The sequence below is a fragment of the Colwellia psychrerythraea genome, from assembly GCF_000764185.1.
GTDB lineage: Bacteria > Pseudomonadota > Gammaproteobacteria > Enterobacterales > Alteromonadaceae > Colwellia > Colwellia psychrerythraea_B.
Genome location: NZ_JQEC01000040.1, coordinates 51,697 through 72,452 on the forward strand (window position 1 = coordinate 51,697; position 20,756 = coordinate 72,452).

The 20,756-nt window shown below is 38.9% G+C and carries 20 protein-coding genes, 2 tRNA genes and 1 riboswitch; of the genes, 17 read left to right on the forward strand and 5 right to left on the reverse strand.

Features of this window, described 5'->3' with window-relative positions; all coding sequences use genetic code 11:
- Window positions 1-106: 106 nt before the first annotated feature.
- On the reverse strand, window positions 107-1,339 hold the full coding sequence (gene moeA, locus GAB14E_RS09055) for a molybdopterin molybdotransferase MoeA (protein ID WP_033082877.1): 1,233 nt from the start codon (window positions 1,337-1,339) through the stop codon (window positions 107-109).
- 295 nt (window positions 1,340-1,634) lie between these two features.
- Window positions 1,635-1,829: riboswitch (molybdenum cofactor riboswitch) on the forward strand.
- On the opposite strand from moeA, the gene moaA reads away from it, so the two are divergent.
- From moaA to GAB14E_RS09005, 10 genes are all read left to right on the forward strand, one after another.
- Window positions 1,816-2,787 (forward strand): GTP 3',8-cyclase MoaA, encoded by a 972-nt coding sequence (gene moaA / locus GAB14E_RS09050; protein WP_033082878.1) that lies wholly within the window; start codon window positions 1,816-1,818, stop codon window positions 2,785-2,787. Its footprint overlaps the riboswitch before it by 14 nt.
- Window positions 2,788-2,789: 2 nt before the next feature.
- The gene (mobA, locus tag GAB14E_RS09045; protein ID WP_033082879.1) at window positions 2,790-3,431 is read left to right on the forward strand and encodes a molybdenum cofactor guanylyltransferase; all 642 of its coding nucleotides are present in this window, start codon (window positions 2,790-2,792) and stop codon (window positions 3,429-3,431) included.
- 86 nt (window positions 3,432-3,517) lie between these two features.
- Window positions 3,518-4,060: a molybdenum cofactor biosynthesis protein B gene (moaB, locus tag GAB14E_RS09040; RefSeq protein ID WP_033082880.1), complete on the forward strand. Its 543-nt coding sequence runs from the start codon at window positions 3,518-3,520 to the stop codon at window positions 4,058-4,060.
- A complete protein-coding gene (moaC, locus tag GAB14E_RS09035; protein ID WP_033082881.1) occupies window positions 4,060-4,581 on the forward strand; it encodes a cyclic pyranopterin monophosphate synthase MoaC in 522 nt (173 codons plus the stop codon). Before moaB ends, moaC begins: the two co-directional genes overlap by 1 nt.
- 99 nt (window positions 4,582-4,680) lie before the next feature.
- Window positions 4,681-4,929 carry a molybdopterin converting factor subunit 1 gene (gene moaD, locus GAB14E_RS09030; RefSeq protein ID WP_033082882.1) on the forward strand — a complete coding sequence of 83 codons (249 nt, stop codon included), beginning with the start codon at window positions 4,681-4,683 and terminating at the stop codon, window positions 4,927-4,929.
- Between the two features lie 3 nt (window positions 4,930-4,932).
- The gene (gene moaE / locus GAB14E_RS09025; protein ID WP_081967834.1) at window positions 4,933-5,460 is read left to right on the forward strand and encodes a molybdopterin synthase catalytic subunit MoaE; all 528 of its coding nucleotides are present in this window, start codon (window positions 4,933-4,935) and stop codon (window positions 5,458-5,460) included.
- A 1-nt stretch (window position 5,461) separates the two neighbouring features.
- Complete coding sequence (gene modA / locus GAB14E_RS23750) at window positions 5,462-6,283, forward strand: molybdate ABC transporter substrate-binding protein (RefSeq protein WP_052093769.1); 822 nt, start codon at window positions 5,462-5,464, stop codon at window positions 6,281-6,283.
- The gene (gene modB / locus GAB14E_RS09015; RefSeq protein WP_052093770.1) at window positions 6,284-7,006 is read left to right on the forward strand and encodes a molybdate ABC transporter permease subunit; all 723 of its coding nucleotides are present in this window, start codon (window positions 6,284-6,286) and stop codon (window positions 7,004-7,006) included.
- Window positions 6,999-8,108 (forward strand): molybdenum ABC transporter ATP-binding protein, encoded by a 1,110-nt coding sequence (gene modC, locus GAB14E_RS09010; protein ID WP_033082883.1) that lies wholly within the window; start codon window positions 6,999-7,001, stop codon window positions 8,106-8,108. Before modB ends, modC begins: the two co-directional genes overlap by 8 nt.
- A gap of 43 nt (window positions 8,109-8,151) precedes the next feature.
- Window positions 8,152-8,913, forward strand: a complete 762-nt coding sequence (locus GAB14E_RS09005; protein WP_033082884.1) for a HesA/MoeB/ThiF family protein — start codon at window positions 8,152-8,154, stop codon at window positions 8,911-8,913.
- Window positions 8,914-8,930: 17 nt separating this feature from the next.
- Here GAB14E_RS09005 and GAB14E_RS09000 read toward each other — a convergent pair whose 3' ends face one another.
- A complete protein-coding gene (locus GAB14E_RS09000; RefSeq protein ID WP_033082885.1) occupies window positions 8,931-9,497 on the reverse strand; it encodes a DUF1285 domain-containing protein in 567 nt (188 codons plus the stop codon).
- Window positions 9,498-9,726: 229 nt separating this feature from the next.
- Here GAB14E_RS09000 and GAB14E_RS08995 point away from each other — a divergent pair, with 229 nt between their 5' ends.
- The 7 genes from GAB14E_RS08995 (at window position 9,727) to GAB14E_RS08965 (ending at window position 19,724) form a co-directional block, all read left to right on the forward strand.
- A complete protein-coding gene (locus GAB14E_RS08995; protein WP_033082886.1) occupies window positions 9,727-11,886 on the forward strand; it encodes a S9 family peptidase in 2,160 nt (719 codons plus the stop codon).
- Between the two features lie 214 nt (window positions 11,887-12,100).
- A complete protein-coding gene (locus tag GAB14E_RS08990) occupies window positions 12,101-12,829 on the forward strand; it encodes a substrate-binding periplasmic protein (RefSeq protein ID WP_033082887.1) in 729 nt (242 codons plus the stop codon).
- A gap of 166 nt (window positions 12,830-12,995) precedes the next feature.
- Window positions 12,996-14,402, forward strand: a complete 1,407-nt coding sequence (locus GAB14E_RS08985; protein WP_033082888.1) for a TolC family protein — start codon at window positions 12,996-12,998, stop codon at window positions 14,400-14,402.
- Window positions 14,403-14,404: 2 nt separating this feature from the next.
- Entirely contained in the window at window positions 14,405-15,793 is a 1,389-nt protein-coding gene (locus GAB14E_RS08980) for an efflux RND transporter periplasmic adaptor subunit (RefSeq protein WP_033082889.1), read from the forward strand.
- A complete protein-coding gene (locus GAB14E_RS08975; RefSeq protein ID WP_033082890.1) occupies window positions 15,793-18,918 on the forward strand; it encodes an efflux RND transporter permease subunit in 3,126 nt (1,041 codons plus the stop codon). The genes GAB14E_RS08980 and GAB14E_RS08975 overlap by 1 nt, the downstream gene beginning before the upstream one ends.
- Before the next feature lie 607 nt (window positions 18,919-19,525).
- A tRNA-His gene (locus GAB14E_RS08970) sits at window positions 19,526-19,601 on the forward strand.
- 46 nt (window positions 19,602-19,647) lie between these two features.
- A tRNA-Pro gene (locus tag GAB14E_RS08965) sits at window positions 19,648-19,724 on the forward strand.
- A gap of 79 nt (window positions 19,725-19,803) precedes the next feature.
- On the opposite strand, the gene GAB14E_RS08960 is transcribed toward GAB14E_RS08965, so the two are convergent.
- The 3 genes from GAB14E_RS08960 to GAB14E_RS25350 are packed head-to-tail and all read right to left on the reverse strand — an operon-like array spanning window position 19,804 to window position 20,754.
- The gene (locus GAB14E_RS08960) at window positions 19,804-20,121 is read right to left on the reverse strand and encodes a heavy-metal-associated domain-containing protein (protein WP_033082891.1); all 318 of its coding nucleotides are present in this window, start codon (window positions 20,119-20,121) and stop codon (window positions 19,804-19,806) included.
- Between the two features lie 14 nt (window positions 20,122-20,135).
- Window positions 20,136-20,531: a hypothetical protein gene (locus GAB14E_RS08955; protein WP_033082892.1), complete on the reverse strand. Its 396-nt coding sequence runs from the start codon at window positions 20,529-20,531 to the stop codon at window positions 20,136-20,138.
- A gap of 1 nt (window position 20,532) precedes the next feature.
- Complete coding sequence (locus tag GAB14E_RS25350; RefSeq protein WP_081967836.1) at window positions 20,533-20,754, reverse strand: GDCCVxC domain-containing (seleno)protein; 222 nt, start codon at window positions 20,752-20,754, stop codon at window positions 20,533-20,535.
- Window positions 20,755-20,756 lie beyond the last annotated feature (2 nt).

The window sequence follows — 20,756 nt, forward strand, 5'->3', positions numbered from 1 at the left end:
TGGCCCCTTAAACTGTATATTTTATACCTTATAGTAAACCTGCTACATTTTCCAATAATAGGCTGTTTTATTGAAAATCACGAATAACTTTTCCTCTAAAAATAAACTATAAAAATTGATCAAATAATTGCACGTTAACCATTTCGCCAGCTTTGACTCTGCCTTGCTCACTTGGCAGTACAATAAAACAATTAGCCTTTACTAAGCTAGATAAAATACCTGATCCTTGTGCACCCGTTGAAGAAACGACATTTTCACCCGCTTCGTTTACAGCTAAAATACCGCGTTGAAAATCCATACGACCTGGTGACTTGCGTAAATCTGCACTGCATTTCACTATTAAATGTGTACGCTTTAAAGGCTGTGCATTTTGCATCTTAGTTAGTGCTACTAATGCTAATTGATGGAAAGTCACTAAAGCTGAGACAGGGTTACCTGGCAAACCAAAAAAGACACTATTAGCTAATTTACCAAAAGCAAAGGGCTTACCTGGCTTCATTGCTATTTTCCAAAAGCCTATCTCACCTAATTCATCTAAAACAGTTTTGGTGTAATCAGCATCACCAACAGATACGCCGCCAGAAGAGATTACCGCATCGGCCTGTTCATCGGCACTAATAAAGGCCGCTTTTATCGCTTCGAAGTCATCTTCAATGATACCAAAATCAATAACATCGACATTCAATTTGCTTAGCATTACCGCTAAAACAAAGCTATTTGACTCATAGATATCACCAACTCGTAACGCTTGTCCTGGAGATTTCAATTCATCACCGGTAGCAATCAACGCTACCTTTAATTTACGATAGACCTTAACTTCAGCCACGCCCAATGAAGCTAATACACCAATATCAACCGCCGCTAACCTATGCCCAGATTGCAACACCTGCTGACCGATGTTGATATCTTCACCGGCATTACGGACATGCGAGCCAAAGCTTTTTTCTTGTAAAAAGGTAATTTGTTCATCATTAGCAGTGACATTTTCTTGCATCTCAACCGAATCACAACAGTCAGGTATTTTAGCTCCCGTCATAATACGGATGCACTCTCCAGCTTGGCACACACCTTGAAAAGGAGCCCCAGCCATAGAGCGTCCCACAAGTGTTAGCGTTTTATCTGACATTAAACTATCAAGAGCAAAAGCATAACCATCCATTGCTGAGTTGTCATGCGGTGGCACATTTAATGGGCTAGCAATATCTTGCGCTAAAACATAGTGCTGCGCATCACCGATAGCCAAACTTATTGTTTCAGTGATAGGTGATACTTGCGTTAGCATATTTGCTAGCGCTTGTTCAAAAGGTAAAAGCCCTGGAGCTGAGCAACAGTCAGACATAAAAACTCACTTAAATATTTATACTCAATAAGATACGATAATTTTCACTCTAAACTAACTCAACTTGCAAGCCTATTGAGGAATTACAGGTTAAATTAGTATAGGGTAACCTATAGCAACAGTATCGCTTAAGTACCCATAATAATAATAGTGTTATAACCACAACTTTATTGATTTTGATCAATAAACTGCTTTGCAATAAAAACTACTATCTCGCCATCAAAGTTCTATATGACCGTATTCCCTGAACTTGCATCTTCAAGCAGGCCGGGTATATACTAAATATTGAACAGAATTTTATTTATAACACCGAGCTATCATCACTACCGTGGCGTTATTTTTAGGCACTCTTAAGCCTATTTATTATCAACCATCATGTTGTGATATGCCGTAACTAAAGCAATGTATTTATTGCATTTTTAGTTGCCAGGGTTAACAAGGAAACGCGTTAGCCTCCCTACATTTGGAAAGGTGACATGTTAACAGACAACTATGGCCGTAGGTTTTCTTACCTGCGCTTATCGATTACTGACGTGTGCAATTTTAGTTGCACTTACTGCTTACCTGATGGTTATCAGTGCGATCAGCCACGTGATTTCTTATCACTATGTGAAATCAAACGTTTAAGCAAAGCTTTCGCAGAGCTAGGCACAGAGAAGATCCGCATTACCGGTGGTGAACCTGCACTGCGTAAAGACTTACCTGAAATCATTCATATTTGTAAAGAAACACCTGGCATCAAAACAGTTGCGATAACCAGCAATGGTTTTAAATTGCCGGAGCACTTACCTCAATGGTTGGATGCCGGCATTGATGCCATTAATATCAGTATAGATAGCTTAGATCCTCGCCAATTTCATGCCATAACAGGCCACGATAAGCTCAAGACTATTCTAGATGGTATTGATCTGGGCTTAGCCGATGGTCGCGCAACCATTAAAGTGAATACGGTATTAATGCGCGAATACAGTGGCAAAGATATTCAAAGCTACCTGGATTGGATTAAAGATACCCCTATTACCTTGCGTTTTATTGAGTTAATGCAAACAGGAGATAACCAAAAGTTCTTTAATGCCCAGCATGTGCAAGGCTCTCGGATCAGACAAAACTTAATCCTTGATGGCTGGCTTCCTGTTATTCAACATAAATCAGCAGGTCCTGCTCAAGAGTTTTACCATCCTGATTATCAAGGTAAAGTCGGCCTGATCATGCCCTACTCCAAAGATTTTTGTAATAGCTGTAACCGCTTAAGAATTAGTTCAAGCGGTAAGTTGCATTTATGTCTATTTGGTGATGAAGGTTTGTCCTTGCGTGAGCAATTACAAAGTGATGATATCGCGCCATTACAACAGCAGATAGTATCATTACTCGGTGACAAAAAAGCGACCCATTTTTTACATGAAAAGCTGACTGGTGCAACTAAACACCTTGCCATGCTTGGAGGTTAGCTATGAGTCATCAAATTATTGATTGTTTAGGTGTAGTACTCGCTGGTGGTTTATCTTCTCGCATGGGACAAGATAAAGCACAATTATCACGCCTGACTAATGCCAATAACCCAGCAACAAAATCTGCCACTAGTATGTTAGATTTTTCTAAACAGTTGCTTAGTGATGCTGGTATAAAAAACATAGTAGTTAGTGGTAACAACCACCAAATCCCTGACAGAGTTCCGCAATCAGGTCCTGTAGGTGGAATATATAGTGTTTTAGCCCATTACCCTGAACAGTTACAACCAAAATCCCTATTAATTTTGCCTGTTGATTTACCCTTAATGACGGCAGAGGATTTAGCTAAACTACGGCTAAAAGGTGAACTGAGTCACAAAGCGACTTTTTTCAGTGATCGCCAAAAACAAGCGCATCATATTCCGTTATACTTACCCAACAATGCTTTTTTGCAACTGTTTCTAGCTCAGGCTTTCCAACGGGAAAATTTTATCGCTAGCGGTAAAAATAAGAATAAAAATGGTCCTTCAGTTCGAGCCATGTTAGCGCAAGTGCCTCACCAAGCCATTACTAGCCCAAATAATCAGGTGCTATTCAATACCAATACGCCACAGCAGTGGCAACAAGCACAAACACAGTTTTAGCCTAAACATATTGGGTAGCAGTACACTGCAATATTAGTAGCAAAAATATTAATTTAATTTAAAAAAATTTAGTAAAGGATAAATATATGTCAGCACATGGCGGCAACACTTTTGTTCCCTTAAACATCGCCGTTTTAACGGTATCAGATACACGCACTGAAGTGAACGATACTTCAGGACAAGCTCTGGTTGAGCGTTTAACCCAATCAGGTCACAACTTAGCTGATAAAGCGATTGTCATTGATGACGTTTATCAGTTACGCGCACAAGTATCAAAGTGGATTGCCGATGATACTATCCATGCCATTATCTCAACCGGTGGTACTGGTTTTACTGAGCGTGATAATACTCCTGAAGCGTTAACGCCATTATTTGATAAGGCTGTAGAAGGCTTTGGTGAGGTATTTCGTCATGTTTCATTAATCGAAATAGGTACCTCTACCATTCAATCCCGTGCATTTGGCGGTATCGCCAATAAAACTGTAGTTTTGTGTGTGCCCGGCTCAACCAATGCTTGTAAAACCGCTTGGGATAAAGTGATCAAAGAACAGCTAGACGCTAGTCATCGTCCTTGTAACTTTGTCCCGCATTTAAATATCAGTGCACAGCAATGTGAGACTCGTAACTAATGACAACAAATACTATTAACACAGATGACGCACAAGAGCCTACACCTGAGTTAAGCCACCTAAACCAGCAAGGTGAAGCAAACATGGTCGATGTCACAGAAAAAGCGATGACATCACGTAGCGCAACGGCGCAAGGTTTTATCAAAATGAACCGAGCGACTTTTGAGTTAATTAGCACAGGTAAACACAAGAAGGGTGATGTTTTTGCAGTTGCTCGAATTGCCGGTATTCAAGCCGCTAAAAAGTGCAGCGATTTAATTCCTTTATGTCACCCATTGATGCTCAGTAAGGTACAAGTAGATTTCAGCCTTGATGTTGAAAATTGTCAAGTTAAAGTGAATAGCTTATGTCGCTTAACAGGACAAACCGGCGTGGAAATGGAGGCATTAACTGCTGTATCTATCGCGTGTTTAACCTTATTTGATATGTGTAAAGCTGCGGATCCTGCCATGCGAATTCATAGTATAGAAGTGTTAACAAAAGAAGGTGGTAAGTCTGGTCATTGGAAAACGCCAAATTAAGTGCTAAGTCCGGTTATTGGTAAACGCCAAAGTAACTGCTCTCGGTCCCACTGGCAGACACCATAGGTTTAATTTAGAAAGAAAAAAGAGATAAAAGTTATGATTAAAATTGTTTTTTTTGCTGCTCTTCGAGAGCAGCTTGATTGTGCTGAACTGTCTCTATCGGCAGATAAAGCTAAAACAGTAAATGACATTAAGCTGTTATTAAGTGATAAAAGTGCTCAGTGGCAACAGATCTTTAGCAATGCATCACTTTTAGCCGCAGTAAATCATGACATGGTTGCTGGTGATCACTTGGTAAAATCAGGTGATGAAGTTGCCTTTTTCCCTCCAGTAACCGGCGGATAAGCTATGTCTAAAGTTATTACTACAAAGAAGCGCACCTCAAAACCCGCCATATTAGATGAATATACTAATCAAGAAATTTCCATTCAAGCTGAAGATTTTAGCTTGGCTGATGAGGTTACTTTACTTGAGAAAGACAATTTAACTGATGGTGCCGTGGTAACTTTCACCGGCAGGGTTAGAAATAACAATAATGGTAATAACGTTACTAGCTTAACTCTAGAACATTACCCAGGCATGACAGAGAAATCGTTAGCTAAAATAATTAACCAAGCTAAGAAACAATGGCAGATTGGTCGAGTCAAAGTCATTCATCGCATTGGCGAGCTACACATAGGTGATCAAATTGTTTTTGTTGGCGTTACTAGTAAACATCGACAAGATGCTTTTTCTGCGAATGAATTCATCATGGATTATTTGAAAGTTAAAGCACCTTTTTGGAAAAAAGAGCAGATAGTTGATGCAGGGAAAACCTCAGAAAACTGGTTGGATGCTAAATCCAGTGATACTGACAAAGCCGATCTTTGGAGCTAGTGTGTTACGTTTTATATTCGTCATAACCTTTGTATTTAGTTTACTGTGTGCAGCCATTAGCCAAGCAAAAGAAATTAATGTTAATGAAAGTAATAGTGATGACAACAGCAAACCACTTCGCATTGCTGTTGCTGCTAATTTCTCTCCCGTTTTAAAAGTATTGCTTACAGACTTCCGTAATAAAACGGGTATCAATAGCCAAATTATTAGCGGCGCAAGTGGCGCAATGTTCCTGCAAATTAAACACGGCGCGCCTTATGATATTTTTCTCAGTGCCGACAGGCTACGTCCAACTCAACTTGAGCAAGCAGGTTATGCCATAAAAAATAGTCGTAAAACCTATGCCATTGGCCAGCTAGCGTTCTATTCTTCCAGCAAATCTTTACATTCTACTGAGCAATTATCTATTGCTCAGTTATCTAATAGCCTGTTAAACAATCCACCAAAACGTTTTGCCATTGCCAACCCCGATATTGCACCCTACGGAAAAGCGGCCAAAGAAGCATTAAGCCACTTAGGGTTATGGCAATCATATAAAACGCGATTGATAAAAGGCATTAATATAGGACAAACCTTTACACAAATACGCACTAAAGCCGTTACCAATGGACTAGTTGCCTATAGCCAATTAGTATTAAACAACCTACCTGGGCTGCTTATACCTAGCAGCTATCATCAACCGATAGAACAACAGTTGATTATAATTCGCACCAGTAAACGCCAAGAAGCAGCGCAACAGTTCAGTGACTTTTTGCTCTCTGCCCAAAGCCAAGCTACTATCGTTAGTTATGGTTACGCCAAAATAAATAGAACTAACGGCTAGATGATAAATTCTGACTTACAAGCACTGATAACCACCTTAGAAATGGCGACATTAACCACTATAATTTTGTTGATTATCGGTACGCCGCTGGCATGGTATCTTGCCAAAATGACCAGTCGATTTAAGGTTATCATTGAAGCTGTAGTGGCTTTACCACTAGTATTACCACCAACAGTATTAGGTTTTTATTTGCTGATAGCTTTTTCTCCTGAACATCTGCCAGGAAAGCTTTGGCAACAAGCGACCGGCCAACAACTGGCTTTTAGTTTTTCAGCCATTGTTATTGGCTCAGTTTTATACTCTCTGCCTTTTGTCGTCCAGCCACTACAAAAAGCTTTTGAGCAATTGGGTGACACTTTATTAGAAGCCGGTGCTTTACTTGGCGCAGGTCCTATTGATCGATTTTTTTCTATTGTACTACCATTAACCAAAGCCAGTTTTATCACTGCTGCCAGTTTAGGTTTTGCCCACACGGTTGGCGAATTTGGGGTTATTCTAATGATTGGCGGTAATATCCCAGGTGAAACGCGGGTATTGTCTATTGCGCTATTTGATCATGTTGAAGCCTTTGATTATGCACGAGCACATTTACTCTCTATCTGTTTATTACTTGGCTCTATGGTATTATTAGCTGCTATCTATTGGTTAAATTTACCGAAAATAAATAAAGCTAAAGGCTTAAGCTCTCAAGCTAATCGTAAAGAGGGTAATCCTGATGACTGATACCTTATTAAACAAAACACCGCAGCTAGACCTTAATATCACCATCAGCTACCAGCAATTTGATTTAGCGATTGTATTGCCAATACCACTAAAAGGCATCACTGGTGTTTTTGGCCATTCAGCCTCAGGAAAATCAACCTTGTTACGCGCTATTTCGGGGTTAGAAACACCCCTTAAAGGTGATATAACTCTAGCGGGTAAAAGCTTAGTTAATACAGAAAAAAATATTTACTTGAAACCCGAAAACCGTCAAGTAGGTCTAGTTTTTCAAAATAGCCGTTTATTCCCACATTTAACTGTATTAGGCAACTTAGAATATGCCGTAAAACGTTGTAAAAACAGACAACTTTCATTCGACAAAGTGGTTGAATTAACAGAGTTAACTCCATTACTTAGCCATCAAGTGAGAGAGCTTTCTGGTGGTCAACAACAAAGAGTTGCCCTGGCCAGAGCTATTTTAGCTGAACCAAAGTTATTGTTATTAGATGAGCCGTTAAGTGCCCTTGACCAACATAGCAAAACAAAGTTATTAAAGATGATGCTTAACATTCAAAAGCAACTTGATTTACCTATGTTATATGTCAGCCATTCTTTAGATGAATTACAACAAGTTTGCGATACCTTATTAGTGTTAGAAAAAGGAGAAGTACTTAACTTTGGTAATATTCATCAAGTTATTCATCAGCTTAATAATTATGGCGACAATGCTATAATTCATCAGCAAACTAGCTTAGATCTGCCGATTAAAACCTTTGATAATGGCCATGGTTTAACTGCTTTAGCACTAAATGCTCAGCAAGATATTTTTCTTCTTAGTGATAAAGCTTTTGAGCAACAAAATCAGTTACGTTGCTTTATTTTGGCCAGTGATATTAGCATTACCCTAACCGAACCAGTAAGTAGCTCTATCGTTAATCATCTCTTTGGCGTAATTAAGCAGATAGATAATCAGGAAAATAACGTGCTACTAACGGTTCATTGTGGTTCACAAGACTTTTTTGTCACCATTAGTGCTTTTTCTCAGCAAAAGTTATCACTAACCATCAGGCAACAGGTATATTTGCAGTTTAAAGCTGGGGCTGTACGTACTTTTATTCATTAGCTATACATTTCATTAATTAGGCAAATCAAAACTAGGAACATATGTGTTAAGTAATCAAGAGCAACTTAAGTACTCCCGTCAAATTATGCTAGATAAAATAGGCGACCAAGGACAAATGGCGCTACGCAACGCTAAAGTACTAATTCTAGGGGTTGGTGGTCTAGGTAATCCGGCGAGTTTATATTTAGCTGCCGCCGGTGTTGGCACACTGTATATCGCTGATGGCGATCGCATAGAGTTGAGTAACTTACCCAGACAAATTCTCTTTAATGAAAGTAATATTAATGAAAATAAAGCCGATGCCGCGGCAGAAAAATTACAACAACAATTTCCCGATGTATCCATTGAAGCTATTGATGAAATGCTTGATGAAGAGTTATGTGACTATTACTTGCCGCAAGTTGATTTAGTACTCGATTGCTCTGACAACATCGAAACCCGTTACCTAATAAACCAAGCCTGTGTTCAGCATAAAGTGCCACTGATAGTAGGTGCAGCAACCGGCTTTGACGGCCAACAACTGACTATAGACCCACGAGATGACAGTAGTGCTTGTTATCACTGCCTTTTCCCCGCCAGTGAAAAAGCGCCAGCAAATAACTGTCAAACCATTGGCATCATTGGCCCAGTTTTAGCTATGATCGCTGGTATGCAAAGTCTGCAAGCGATAAAGCTGTTAACCGGAAATAAGGTGCAAATTAACCAACTTAACTTACTTGATGGTTTAGCAAATCAGTGGCAGCAATTTAACATGAAAAAACAAGCCAGTTGTACAGTGTGTGGTTCAAACAATTCACCTAAATAACGGCCAATAAACGGCTGTTAATAACACCCTAAGCTAAACTCGCACTCTGCGCTGGTAATGATTAGTTCAGTGCCCTTTGCAGTCGATTCTTCCTTGGCAATATCAACCCATTGGTAATAAACATTTCGATGAACTTTTGCGGTTAAATTACGTCGTACTGTTACATACAAACCGCCATTTTCACTTACAACTAACGGGTGCTGTGCATCAAGAGTAAATTCATCACCTAAGTTAGTGACAACTTGCATAACTGTTTCTTTTTCGTCGAGCCAGTGCCATTGAGTGATCACAAAAGGCGCATCATCCACCTGAATTTTTACTTTTTCAACCGGAGTCACTAAAAAGTACTCGGCTATACCTTTAGATAAGTCGTCACTTACACCTTTGCTTACATCTTTAATGAGTACATCAGCAAAAAGCTTTACCAGTGCTAAACGTTTAAAGATAGTACCGTTATAATACCAGTCACCATTTTTTTTTATTTGTATATCAATTTCACCACAATAAGGTGGGTTCCATAACTCAACTGGCGGTAATGATTTTTTACTGCCAGCTAATTGAGCAGAAATTTTATCTAATGACATAGTGGCGGAATTCCCTTACAAAAGTTCATTAATTGGTAAAACGGGTTAGCTTAACGCTATTACGCGATAAGTGCATTTGATTATAATTAATATCATGCTAACTTATTGCCGATACATTTTTTTTACATTTGAGCCAGTTTAAAAGGACTTGCTTAAGATAATATCAAGCTTATTACGTAACTTCCCACTCGGGAAGGATTTAATAACATTGGTATCACAAGGAATAGACATGAAAATTGCCATATCTAAGACTAAGCTAAGCTTAATAGTCTCCTCTGCCCTGCTTATCGCAGCTTGCAGTAATCAAAATAATGAAGCCACTAACACAGTAGAAAATATAAACGCCCCTGTTGCTAAAAAAGTTCCTCATGAAATGGTTATTCATAATCATACTCGGGTTGATGATTATTACTGGATGCGTGACGATAGCCGTACTAACCCAGAAATATTAGCACATTTAGACGCTGAAAATAATTACACCGCAGCGCAGCTAAAACATACTAAAAATATGCAAGAAAAGATCTTTCAAGAGATCAAAGGGCGCATTGATAAAGATGATAACTCTGTGCCGATCAAAGAAGGTGACTTCTATTACTCACGTCAAATGCAAGGCGAAAATGAATACCCTATTCATGTTAGAGCAACAGATTTTAAAGGCAGTAACCTTGAAGTATTACTTGATGTTAATGAGTTAGCCAAAGCTCATGAATATTACAATGTAACAGGCTTACGTATTAGTCCAAACGCTAAAGTACTTGCCTATGGTGAAGACACTGTCAGTCGTCGTATCTATACTGTTCAATTTAAAGATTTAGCCACAGGTAAATTACTCGATGACAAACTCGAAGGTACCAGTGGTGGCATTGAGTGGGGTAATGACAACAAGACTGTTTATTACATCAAAAAAGATCCACAAACGTTACTCGGTTACCAAGTATTTCGTCACACCTTAGGTACACCACAAGCTGATGACCAAATGATTTACGAAGAAAGTAATAAATCTTACTATACCGGTATCAGCAAATCTAAAGATGACAGCAACGTTTATATTTGGCATTCAAGCACTGAAGCAAGTGGCGTATCTGTAATTGATGCTAACAACCCTAAAGCCATGCCTAAGAAGTTTATAAAACGTGAAGAAGGCCATGAGTACTCAGTTTCTAAAATGAATGACTGGTATTACATCAGCACTAACTGGCAAGCAACTAACTTTCGTTTAATGAAAGTAAATAATAAGCACCTTGGCGACAAAACAAAATGGCAAGATGTGATTCCTGCCAATGCTGCCGTTAAACTTGAAAATTATGAATTATTTAATGATCACCTTGTTTATCAGCAACGTGAAAACGGTATTAGCCGAGTAACTATTCAGCAACTTTCAACGGGTAAAGAACAACAACTAAACTTTAATGATACGGCTTATAGCTTACATTTATATGGTAATAATGAACTAAATAACGATGCTCTACGTCTTTATTACGCAAGTTTTACCACCCCTGGAACTCACTATGATGTTGATTTAATTTCGTTTAATAAAACAAAATTAAAGCAAACTAAAGTACTAGGTGACTTTGATAGTAATAACTATGCCTCTGAGCGTATTTTTGTTACCGCCCGTGACGGTAAAAAAGTACCTGTTTCTTTAGTTTATCGTAAAGATAAGTTCAAAAAAGATGGTACTAATCCATTATACCAATATGCCTATGGCTCATACGGCTCAACTATTGACCCTTACTTTTCGGTAAGTCGTTTAAGCTTGTTAGACCGCGGCTTTGTCTACGCCATTGCTCATATCCGTGGCTCAGAAATGCTTGGTCGCCCTTGGTATGAAGACGGTAAAAAACTCACCAAAATGAACACTTTTACTGATTTTATTGACGTCACTAAAGAGTTAACCGCACAAGGCTATGGCGATAAAGATAAGGTATTTGCTGCCGGTGGTAGTGCTGGTGGTTTATTAATGGGTGCGGTAATTAATATGGCACCTGAGCTTTATAATGGCATTGCTGCAGCAGTTCCTTTTGTTGATGTAGTAACAACTATGCTTGATGAAAGTATTCCGTTAACCACTAATGAATTTAAAGAATGGGGTAACCCAAAAGACAAAGTTTATTACGATTATATGATGACTTACTCCCCTTATGATCAAGTGAAGGCACAAAACTACCCTAACATCCTAGTTACCACTGGATTACACGACTCACAAGTACAGTATTTTGAGCCAATGAAGTGGGTTGCCAAGCTACGTGAATATAAAACTGATGACAACTTATTAGTATTTAAAACTGATATGGAGGCCGGTCATGGTGGTGCATCTGGACGCTTTAAACGTATCCATAATACCGCTTTACAATATAGTTTCTTTATTGACTTATTGAGCAAAAGCTAAGTCGAAAGTTAAATTGTTTTGTATAACTAACCTGAACTCTGGATAAGCAGCACTAGCTCAAAGTTCAGGTTAACTAATCAAAAGTCAGCAGCCTCACTTATGTGTTAGCAAGGTGCAGCTGCTTTTAGCCATCAATAACCCCCTTCTTGTTAATGACTTCACAGTAATAATTCTCTATATTGGTATAAAGCAATCTTATCTTCCCTAGGTGGCGATGAAGTATTTCAGCTCAATTATTTGTGTTTTTCTACTGTTAATAAGTCATAGCTGTTTTTCAGAAAACACCGAAAATGTCCTACAAATGCGCACCATAGCTGTTGCTCCTTATGGAATTAACACCAATGGTGAACTAAGTGGTATTTATTACGACTTAGCCAATAAGCTTTTAGTAAAAGCTGATATCGAGAGTGAACATCATATATTTCCTTATGGCCGAATAATGCATGAACTTAAATTAGGTAAAACAGACTTAACCATAATGTTTAAGTACAAAGAGTTAGCAGATTATGTCGATTATATTTACCCTTTGCCCACCTTAAAAAATGTCGTTATTGGTCGTAAAGACACTAATTTCTCTTCAGTAAAGCAGTTAGAAAAACTCAGTATCGCTTATCTGCGCGGGGCAAAGTTTAGTGATGATATTGATAACAACCCTGAAATTATCAAACAAACCGTTAGCGATTTTTATCAAGGTTTATTAATGTTAAAAAAAGGTCGAGTAGATGCCATTATCGGGCCTATGGCCCCTATCATAAGTGCAGCTAAGAACTTAGATTTAAGCAGAGACTTTTTTGGTAAACCTTTAATTGTCTCCGAGCGAACCCCTTGGTTACAACTATCGAAAAAAAGTCATCACAAAGTTTCAGCGAAACAATTAAAAAACATATTTTCTCAGATGATGGCTCAAGGTGAACTAAACAATATTCAGCAAAAATATCAGTAAACCAAGAAAAATAGTTGTCAATTTAACGGGTAACATATTACAACAAAACAGTTACAAACCTTTACAGGAGAGGCCTGTGTAAACTTATGTAAAACCTGTATCTCCTTGAAGCATCTTTGATTACACTGTTTATAAGAGTTATTTTTTAACATGAGTTAATTGTTTTATGACACGTCGATTCCGACAGTTACTACCACTACTTTCAAGTCTATTTTTATTGGCTTGTAGTAATACTGCACAGGTAGATAAAAACCTAACAAGCCCAGCACTTCCCGATAACTGGCAACAAAGCAAACAAGCTTTAGTCGTAGAAGATAACTGGTTATCTCAACTTGATAACCCACAAGTTCAACAATTAGTCACTAAAGCCTTAGCCACTAATCATCAGTTTGCCATGCAAGCCTATTCACTAGAAATAGCAGAGCAGCAACTCATTGTTTCCGGCAGTCAACTATGGCCTGAGCTTGATTTGTCTTTTCGCAGTGGTCGCAATAAAGACAATCAAACTAATAGTTATGCCAATAGTAACTCGGTCAATTTAAACTTAAGTTATGAAGTGGATATTTGGGGTAAGTTATCAGCCGCGGACCAAGTCAGTAATTATAATTATCTCGCTCAAAAAGCTACTTTTGAGCAATATAAACAGCAGTTAGTTGTCAATGTAGTCACTACTTGGTTTAAGGTGATAGAAGCCGATAAGCTACTGAACCTTTATCAAAGAAGAGTGGCAAACTCTCAACAAAACTTAGACATTATTGAGTCGGGTTATAATTCAGGCTTAACGCCTGCACTTGATGTTTATTTAACGCGTAACGATTTAAATAACGAACTAACCAGAGTATCTGAGCAAGCCACTATAAAAACTAAATTAATTAGGCAACTTGAGCGTCTTATCGGCGAATATCCTAAGGGCCAGCTATTGGTAAACGCTAACTTACCTTTGCTAACCAATGACATTCCACTTGGCCTACCCTCTGAGCTGATCAGCAGAAAGCCTGAATTAAAAGCCAGTTGGTATCAATTATTGTCACAAGATGCTGGTTTGGCTTATGCACATAAACAGCGCTTCCCTAGTATTGTTTTATCTGGCTCTGTCGGTGACTCTGCCGCTGACATTGGTGATTTACTTTCTGGCTCCTCACTCGCCTGGTCATTATTGGGTAGTGTTTCAGCGCCTATTTTTAATGCCGGACGTCTAAAAGCCAATGAAGAAAAATCACGTATAGAGCTCAAACAAGGCGAACAGTTATATCTCGATACTTTATATAATGCCTTTAACGATGTTGAAAACGCCATTACCACTGAAAAGAGTTTAAAGCACAGCTATTACACCATGCTGGCGGCACAAGAAAATGCCCAAATAGCATCAGCACTTTCTTTTGAGCAATATCAAAGCGGTTTAGTGAGTTATACCACGGTACTTGATGCGCAAAATCGTTCATTTGAGGCGCAAACTACGCTAATAAAAATTAAAAATCAGCTCATCGTCAATCGCATCAATTTACATCTTTTCTTAGGTGGCGACTTTACCACACCGTCACTTGCCCCAGCACCTACACTAAAGGCCGAATAACCATGTCTACCCTGCTTAAATATAAAAAAATATTCGTGCCTGTCATAATTATTTTGGTCACCATAATACTCATGATGGTTATTTTTAACAATCCGCCAACAAGTCATCGAGTCAATGCATCTAAAGCACCACAAATGACAGTAGCAACGACCACACTGAGACTGCAAACTTATCCAGTCATAGTGCAAAGTTTTGGTACGGTAAAACCGAGAACACAAAGTGTACTTTTTGCCCAAGTTTCCGGACAAATTAATTACGTCAGTAAACAATTTAGAGCAGGTGGTTTTTTTGAGCAAGGTGATACTTTAATTCAACTCGATGATAGGGATTACCGCGCCGAAGTAAAGATAGCCCAGGCAAGTTTAATGTCAGCCAAGCAAGTATTACAAGAGGAAGATGCTCGAGTAAAACAAGCAAAAGCTGACTGGCAAAGGCTAGGTAATGGCGAGGCCCCCAACGCGCTGGTATTACGCCAGCCACAATTTGAAGCAGCCAAAGCGCAAGTACTTTCAGCTGAAGCAACGCTTGATAAAGTTAAACTATCACTAGAACGTACCAAAATTGTTGCCCCATACGCAGGCCGCATCTTAAAGAAAAATGTTGATATTGGCCAAGTGATTTCAAGTAATACTCAACTAGCTGATATTTTTGCCGTTGATTATGTAGAAATACGTTTGCCGATTAAAAATAAAGACCTGCCTTTGATGAAGTTGCCTGAAGAGTATCGTAATGCAAACGAGCAATCAGAAACACGCTTCAGCACTGATGAAAAAAATAGCTCGATGATAAGTAATGTTGTGATCTCATCAGACTTAATGGGTGAACAAGTTTGGCAAGGAAAAATTGTTAGAACTGAAAGCGCCATTGATGAAATGTCACAACAACTTTATGTGGTAGCACAAATTATCCGTCCCTATGATGGGGAATATAACCAAGGTGCGCAAATTAAGATGGGCCAATATGTCACTGCCAAAATTACCGGTCGTGAAGTTGAAAATGCCCTTGTGATCCCCAGTAGTGCTATTTATCAAGGCAGTTATGTTTATATTGTTGAAGATGGCTTATTAATGCGCAAAGAGATTTTATTAGGCTGGCAAAATGGCACTGAATCTATAGTTACTGAGGGATTAGTCGCAGGTGATAAATTGGTACTTACATCACTTGGACAAGTTAGCTCGGGTACACCAGTTGCCATTGCAGGGCAAGCTTCAACTCAACCCCCCATTAAAGCGCCTAAATCAACAATGGCCAAAAGATCAAAACAGCGCCTTAAAAAGCTTGAAAAAATCGCTGTAAAGCAAGGTATCACCGTTGAAGACTTGATTGCCGAGCGTAAAGCGGCAAGTGCAGCAAAGGGCCAATCACCCCAACCAATTAAGGTGAATAACTAATGATTGCTTGGTTTGCACGAAATCATGTAGCGGCAAACCTGTTATTAATTACTATCTTAATAACAGGATTATTTAGCTTATCAAATCGTATTCCATTGGAAGTATTTCCTTCATTTGCTACCGACCGTATTAACGTTAATGTATCACTACGCGGTGCTACACCTGAAGATGTCGAAAAGAGTATCTCTATTCGCATTGAAGAAGCCGTTCAAGATTTAGAAGGTGTTAAGCAGATTTCTAGTCGCTCACAAGAGGGCTCATCTGCGGTCAATATTGAAGTAGAAACAGGCTACGATCCTCGAGAAATGCTCGCTGATATAAAAAGCAGAGTAGACGAAATAAATACCTTTCCTAAAGATGCCGAAAAGCCGGTGGTCTCCTTAGCAACACGTAAACGTGAAGTAATTGCCGTAACCATAGCCAGTATTTACAGCGAAAAAGAAACTCGCGAATACGCGGAGAAAGTTAGAGATGACTTACTTCAAATTCCTGCTATCACCCAAGTAGAGCTTAGTGGTGTTCGTGACTATGAAATATCCATTGAAGTACCACAAGATAAATTACGTCAATATGGTTTAACCATTGCGCAAATATCTGCTGCCATTGCCGACTCTAGTACTGATATTTCTGCCGGTAACTTAAAAACCAAGGGCGGTGATATTCTGCTACGCTCAAAAGGGCAAGCCTATCGTAAAGATGAATTTGAAAGAATAGCGATTAAAACCCATGTCGACGGCTCTATTATACGTTTAAGTGACATCGCCATTATTAAAGATGACTTTGAAGAAACCCCAGTACGCACTCGATTTAACGGTAAACAAGCCGCTTTTATCGATGTTTACCGTCTTGGCCAACAAAGTGCTATTGACGTTGCCGATGCCGTGAAAACTTATATTAACGATCAGCAAAGTTCATTACCTGTTGGTGTTGAGTTAAGTTTTTGGGATGATGATTCTCAAATCGTTAAAAATCGCATTTCTACGCTAACCACTAGCGCACTACAAGGGGGGATTTTAGTACTTGCCTTATTAAGCCTATTTCTTAGGCCTTCCATTGCCTTTTGGGTATTTCTTGGTATTCCCATCTCTTTTATGGGCGCCTTTATCATGATGCCTTTTTTTGGTGTTACCTTAAATATCATGAGCTTGTTTGCCTTCATCTTGGTTTTGGGGATTGTCGTTGATGATGCCATAGTCACCGGGGAGAATATTTACACCCACTTAAAAACTTCTGAATCCGGTGAAATGGCAGCTATTCGCGGTACCCAAGAAGTTGCCACACCAGTAACCTTTGGTATTTTAACCACTGTAGCCGCTTTTCTTCCGCTGGCGTTTATTGAAGGTGCGCGTGGCGCTTTATTTGCTCAAATTCCGGTTATCGTTATTCCGGTACTTATTTTCTCCTTAATAGAGTCAAAATTTGTTTTACCTTCGCATTTAAAAAACTTAAAACTGCGTACAGAAAAAGATAAACAGTCTAAATTTAGCCGCATGCAACAGGGTTTCGCTGATGGCTTTGAACGCGCTATCATTCGCTTCTACCAGCCATTATTGCATCGTGCTATAAGCAATAAAACCGCAACCTTGCTCGGCTTTGCTGGTGTGTTTTTGGTGATTTTAGCGCTTATTATGAGTGGCTGGACCAAGTTTGTTTTCTTCCCACGTATTCCTAGTGAGACAGTACGTGCGTCGCTCACTTTACCAGCTGGCACCCCTTTTGAAGTCACTAATAAATATATAATTAAAATGGCAGAAAAAGCCGATGAGTTGAAACAAAAGTACATTGATCCTTCAACCAACGAAAGTGTCATTATTAATATCTTAGCGACCACTGGCGGTCGTGGTGGTGTATCAAATCAAGGCAAGGTTCGTTTTGAGATCACTCCACCAGAGTCACGTGAACTTGCAATTACGTCTCGTGAACTAGTAAAAGAATGGCGGAATTTAATTGGTCCTATTCCGGGTGCTGAAAGCATCACCTTTAGAGCTGAAATAGGTCGTTCCTCTGATCCTATTCATGTGCAGTTTAAAGCCAGCTCACTTGAAACCTTAAAAGAAGTCACCGACAAAGTAAAAGTTCGCTTAGCCACTTACCCTACTGTATTTGATATTGCCGATAGCCTGTCTAATGGTAAGGAAGAGCTGCAAATTGAATTAACTGAACAAGGTAAAGCGTTAGGCTTAACACGAGTGAGTATTTCCAGCCAAGTTCGCCGTTCATTCTTTGGTTCAGAAGTACAACGTATTCAGCGTGGTCGAGACGATGTTCGAGTGATGGTGCGTTTACCTATCGATGAACGCCGCACCATAGCAGATTTAGAGGATATTCTGGTGGTAACACCCAATGGTGGTTCAGTACCTTTATCTCATGTTGCCAAGCTTATCCCTGGAAAAAGTCCTTCAACCATTTCAAGAATTGATCGTTATCGGACCGCAAATGTCAGTGCGGATGTAGAAAAATCAAATACCAATATGACTGTGCTACAAGCTGATTTAAAAGCCTACTTAGATGAGTTAATTGTGCACTACCCTGGCGTAAGTCACTCACTTGAAGGCGAAGCTAAAGAGCAAAGAGAATCTTTTGGCTCACTCGGTTGGGCACTATTATTTGTATTTTTCATTATTTACGCGCTATTAGCCATACCGTTTAAATCTTACCTGCAACCGATTATTGTTATGAGTATTATTCCTTTTGGCATGATTGGCGCAGTGATCGGTCACTGGATCATGGGCATGGAGTTAACCATTATGAGCTTACTTGGCATGTTGGCGTTAATTGGTGTGGTTGTTAATGACTCATTGGTATTGGTTGATTTTATCAATAAAAAACGCAGCGAAGGCGGAGAGTTAATGACCGCGGTGTTAACCGCTGGTGCTGCTCGCTTTAGACCAGTAATGTTAACCAGTTTAACCACCTTCATTGGTTTAATGCCCTTGTTGTTTGAGCAATCAACTCAAGCGCAGTTTTTAATTCCGATGGCTGTATCACTAGGTTTTGGTATTTTATTTGCTACCTTTATTACCTTGATATTAGTACCAGTAAATTATTTAATTGTCGAACAAATAAAAGCAACATTTGCCGCTAAAGTTGCAACAAAACCAGCGAGTGAGACACAATTGGCTTAACGCTATAAAAAGCAGATAACTCGCATGATTATTCTATATCAATAAAGTAAAGTGCTTTTTTATTAGCTAGTTGAACAAACAGGCTAACTACTCTATTATTTAGAATAGCTTAAAAATGCCTTTAGTCACTGCTATTGATTAAAGGTATATTTGCAAGCGTATTTAACTTATGGATAAGGTATTTAGGAGGTTGATGATGAAGCCACACAAAAAGAGATTGATGGTACGAAAAAATAAGAACCATTTAAAAATAAAATCATTACGTACACTAAAACGACGTAATATCGCTCGTTTTTATAAACTAGATGTTTAGCTCATTAGTGAGGCCGTTGGTTCACCGTAAGTTAGTTAACTAAATTTGTCAGTTCAACTTTCAATTACCTGCTGAATAACGGGTTATAGCTAGGAGAAATCATACTAGCTAATATTATCTGTTGATTAATTAAACAAAAATAGTAAAACAAAAAAAATAATATATAAATGCGCTAAAAAGCAAAAGTTTTTCTTGTCATTCTAGGTATAAATGCACTACAATCGCCGCGCTGTTAAGTAGCAGCATAGATATTTATTGTTCTTAGCATAAAATATCTATCAGTACACCTCAGTGGTGGCTATAGCTCAGTTGGTAGAGCCCCGGATTGTGATTCCGGTTGTCGAGGGTTCAAGTCCCTTTAGCCACCCCATCTTTTTACTTCTTTCTGAAGTAACAGATCAAAAAGTTATACATGTCGGTGATTAGCGCAGCTTGGTAGCGCACTTGGTTTGGGTCCAAGGGGTCGCAAGTTCGAATCTTGCATCACCGACCACTTTTGATTTAGAAATATCCCTCAAAATTCATCTCCAATTTTTACTGTAAACGAAATCACCAGTGATTCCGCTATTTTGTTATCCCTGAGTTAAAGTCTCTTTAGCTTCTTTATCAGAAATTATCGTTACTTTTATTGGCATAAAACCAGCATCTAAGATGGCTTGTTTAATCATTGCTATTGCCGGTGATGTAGAAGCAGTTTCTAATCGTAACGTCTTCATTTTTATGTTTACCTTTACTTTTGATATGCCAGCCATTTTATTGAACTTTCGATTTAAAGTATCAACACATAAAGCACAGGTCATGCCGTGCACTTCAATTTCGATAGTTTTGGCATTAGCTGAAAATGAGAGTGCTACAGTGATAAGTAATGCTAATAATAAAAAGTTCTTCATTGTTTAATTTTCCTTTATAGGTCAAGTAAGTTTCGTAGTGGTAATAAGAGATAACTGCTGAAAAAACCAATAAACCAGATAGTTAAACTTAACCAAAAAATTCGTTTATTGAGTTTTTTTGATTTATTACAAAGATCGGCTAATCTAGGCTCTGCCGGACAATGCTGATTAGGTCGCCAAATAATCCAAGCTAACGCCATCAAAATTAGCGCCGCTATTGTGAGTGTCCATACCTTATGTTCCGCAAGAAAAATAAAACCAGGAATGTTGTAGTTTACACTAGCTACTACTGCGCCAAAGCCTAAGGTCACTAATAAAATAGGCAAAGCGCAACACAATAATGTGCCACTAACCATGAACAGCGTTATCCATCTAAGGTAAGACATTTCTATTAATTTATTATCAGACATTCTAACCTCCACAGCTTGAACATGAGCCACTCTCCTGTATTGGAGGACATGGCACTGATCCATAAGAGCAAAATACACAACAGTCCCCTTTTAGAGGTTTCAGCAGTATTTTACATACTGTGCATTCATGAAACCACAGGCAAGCATCCGTTGGCATTTCAAGTAATTCTTTATGTTTACACTCAGGGCATGTTAGCTCTGAGTCAGTGATAATATCGGTCATAA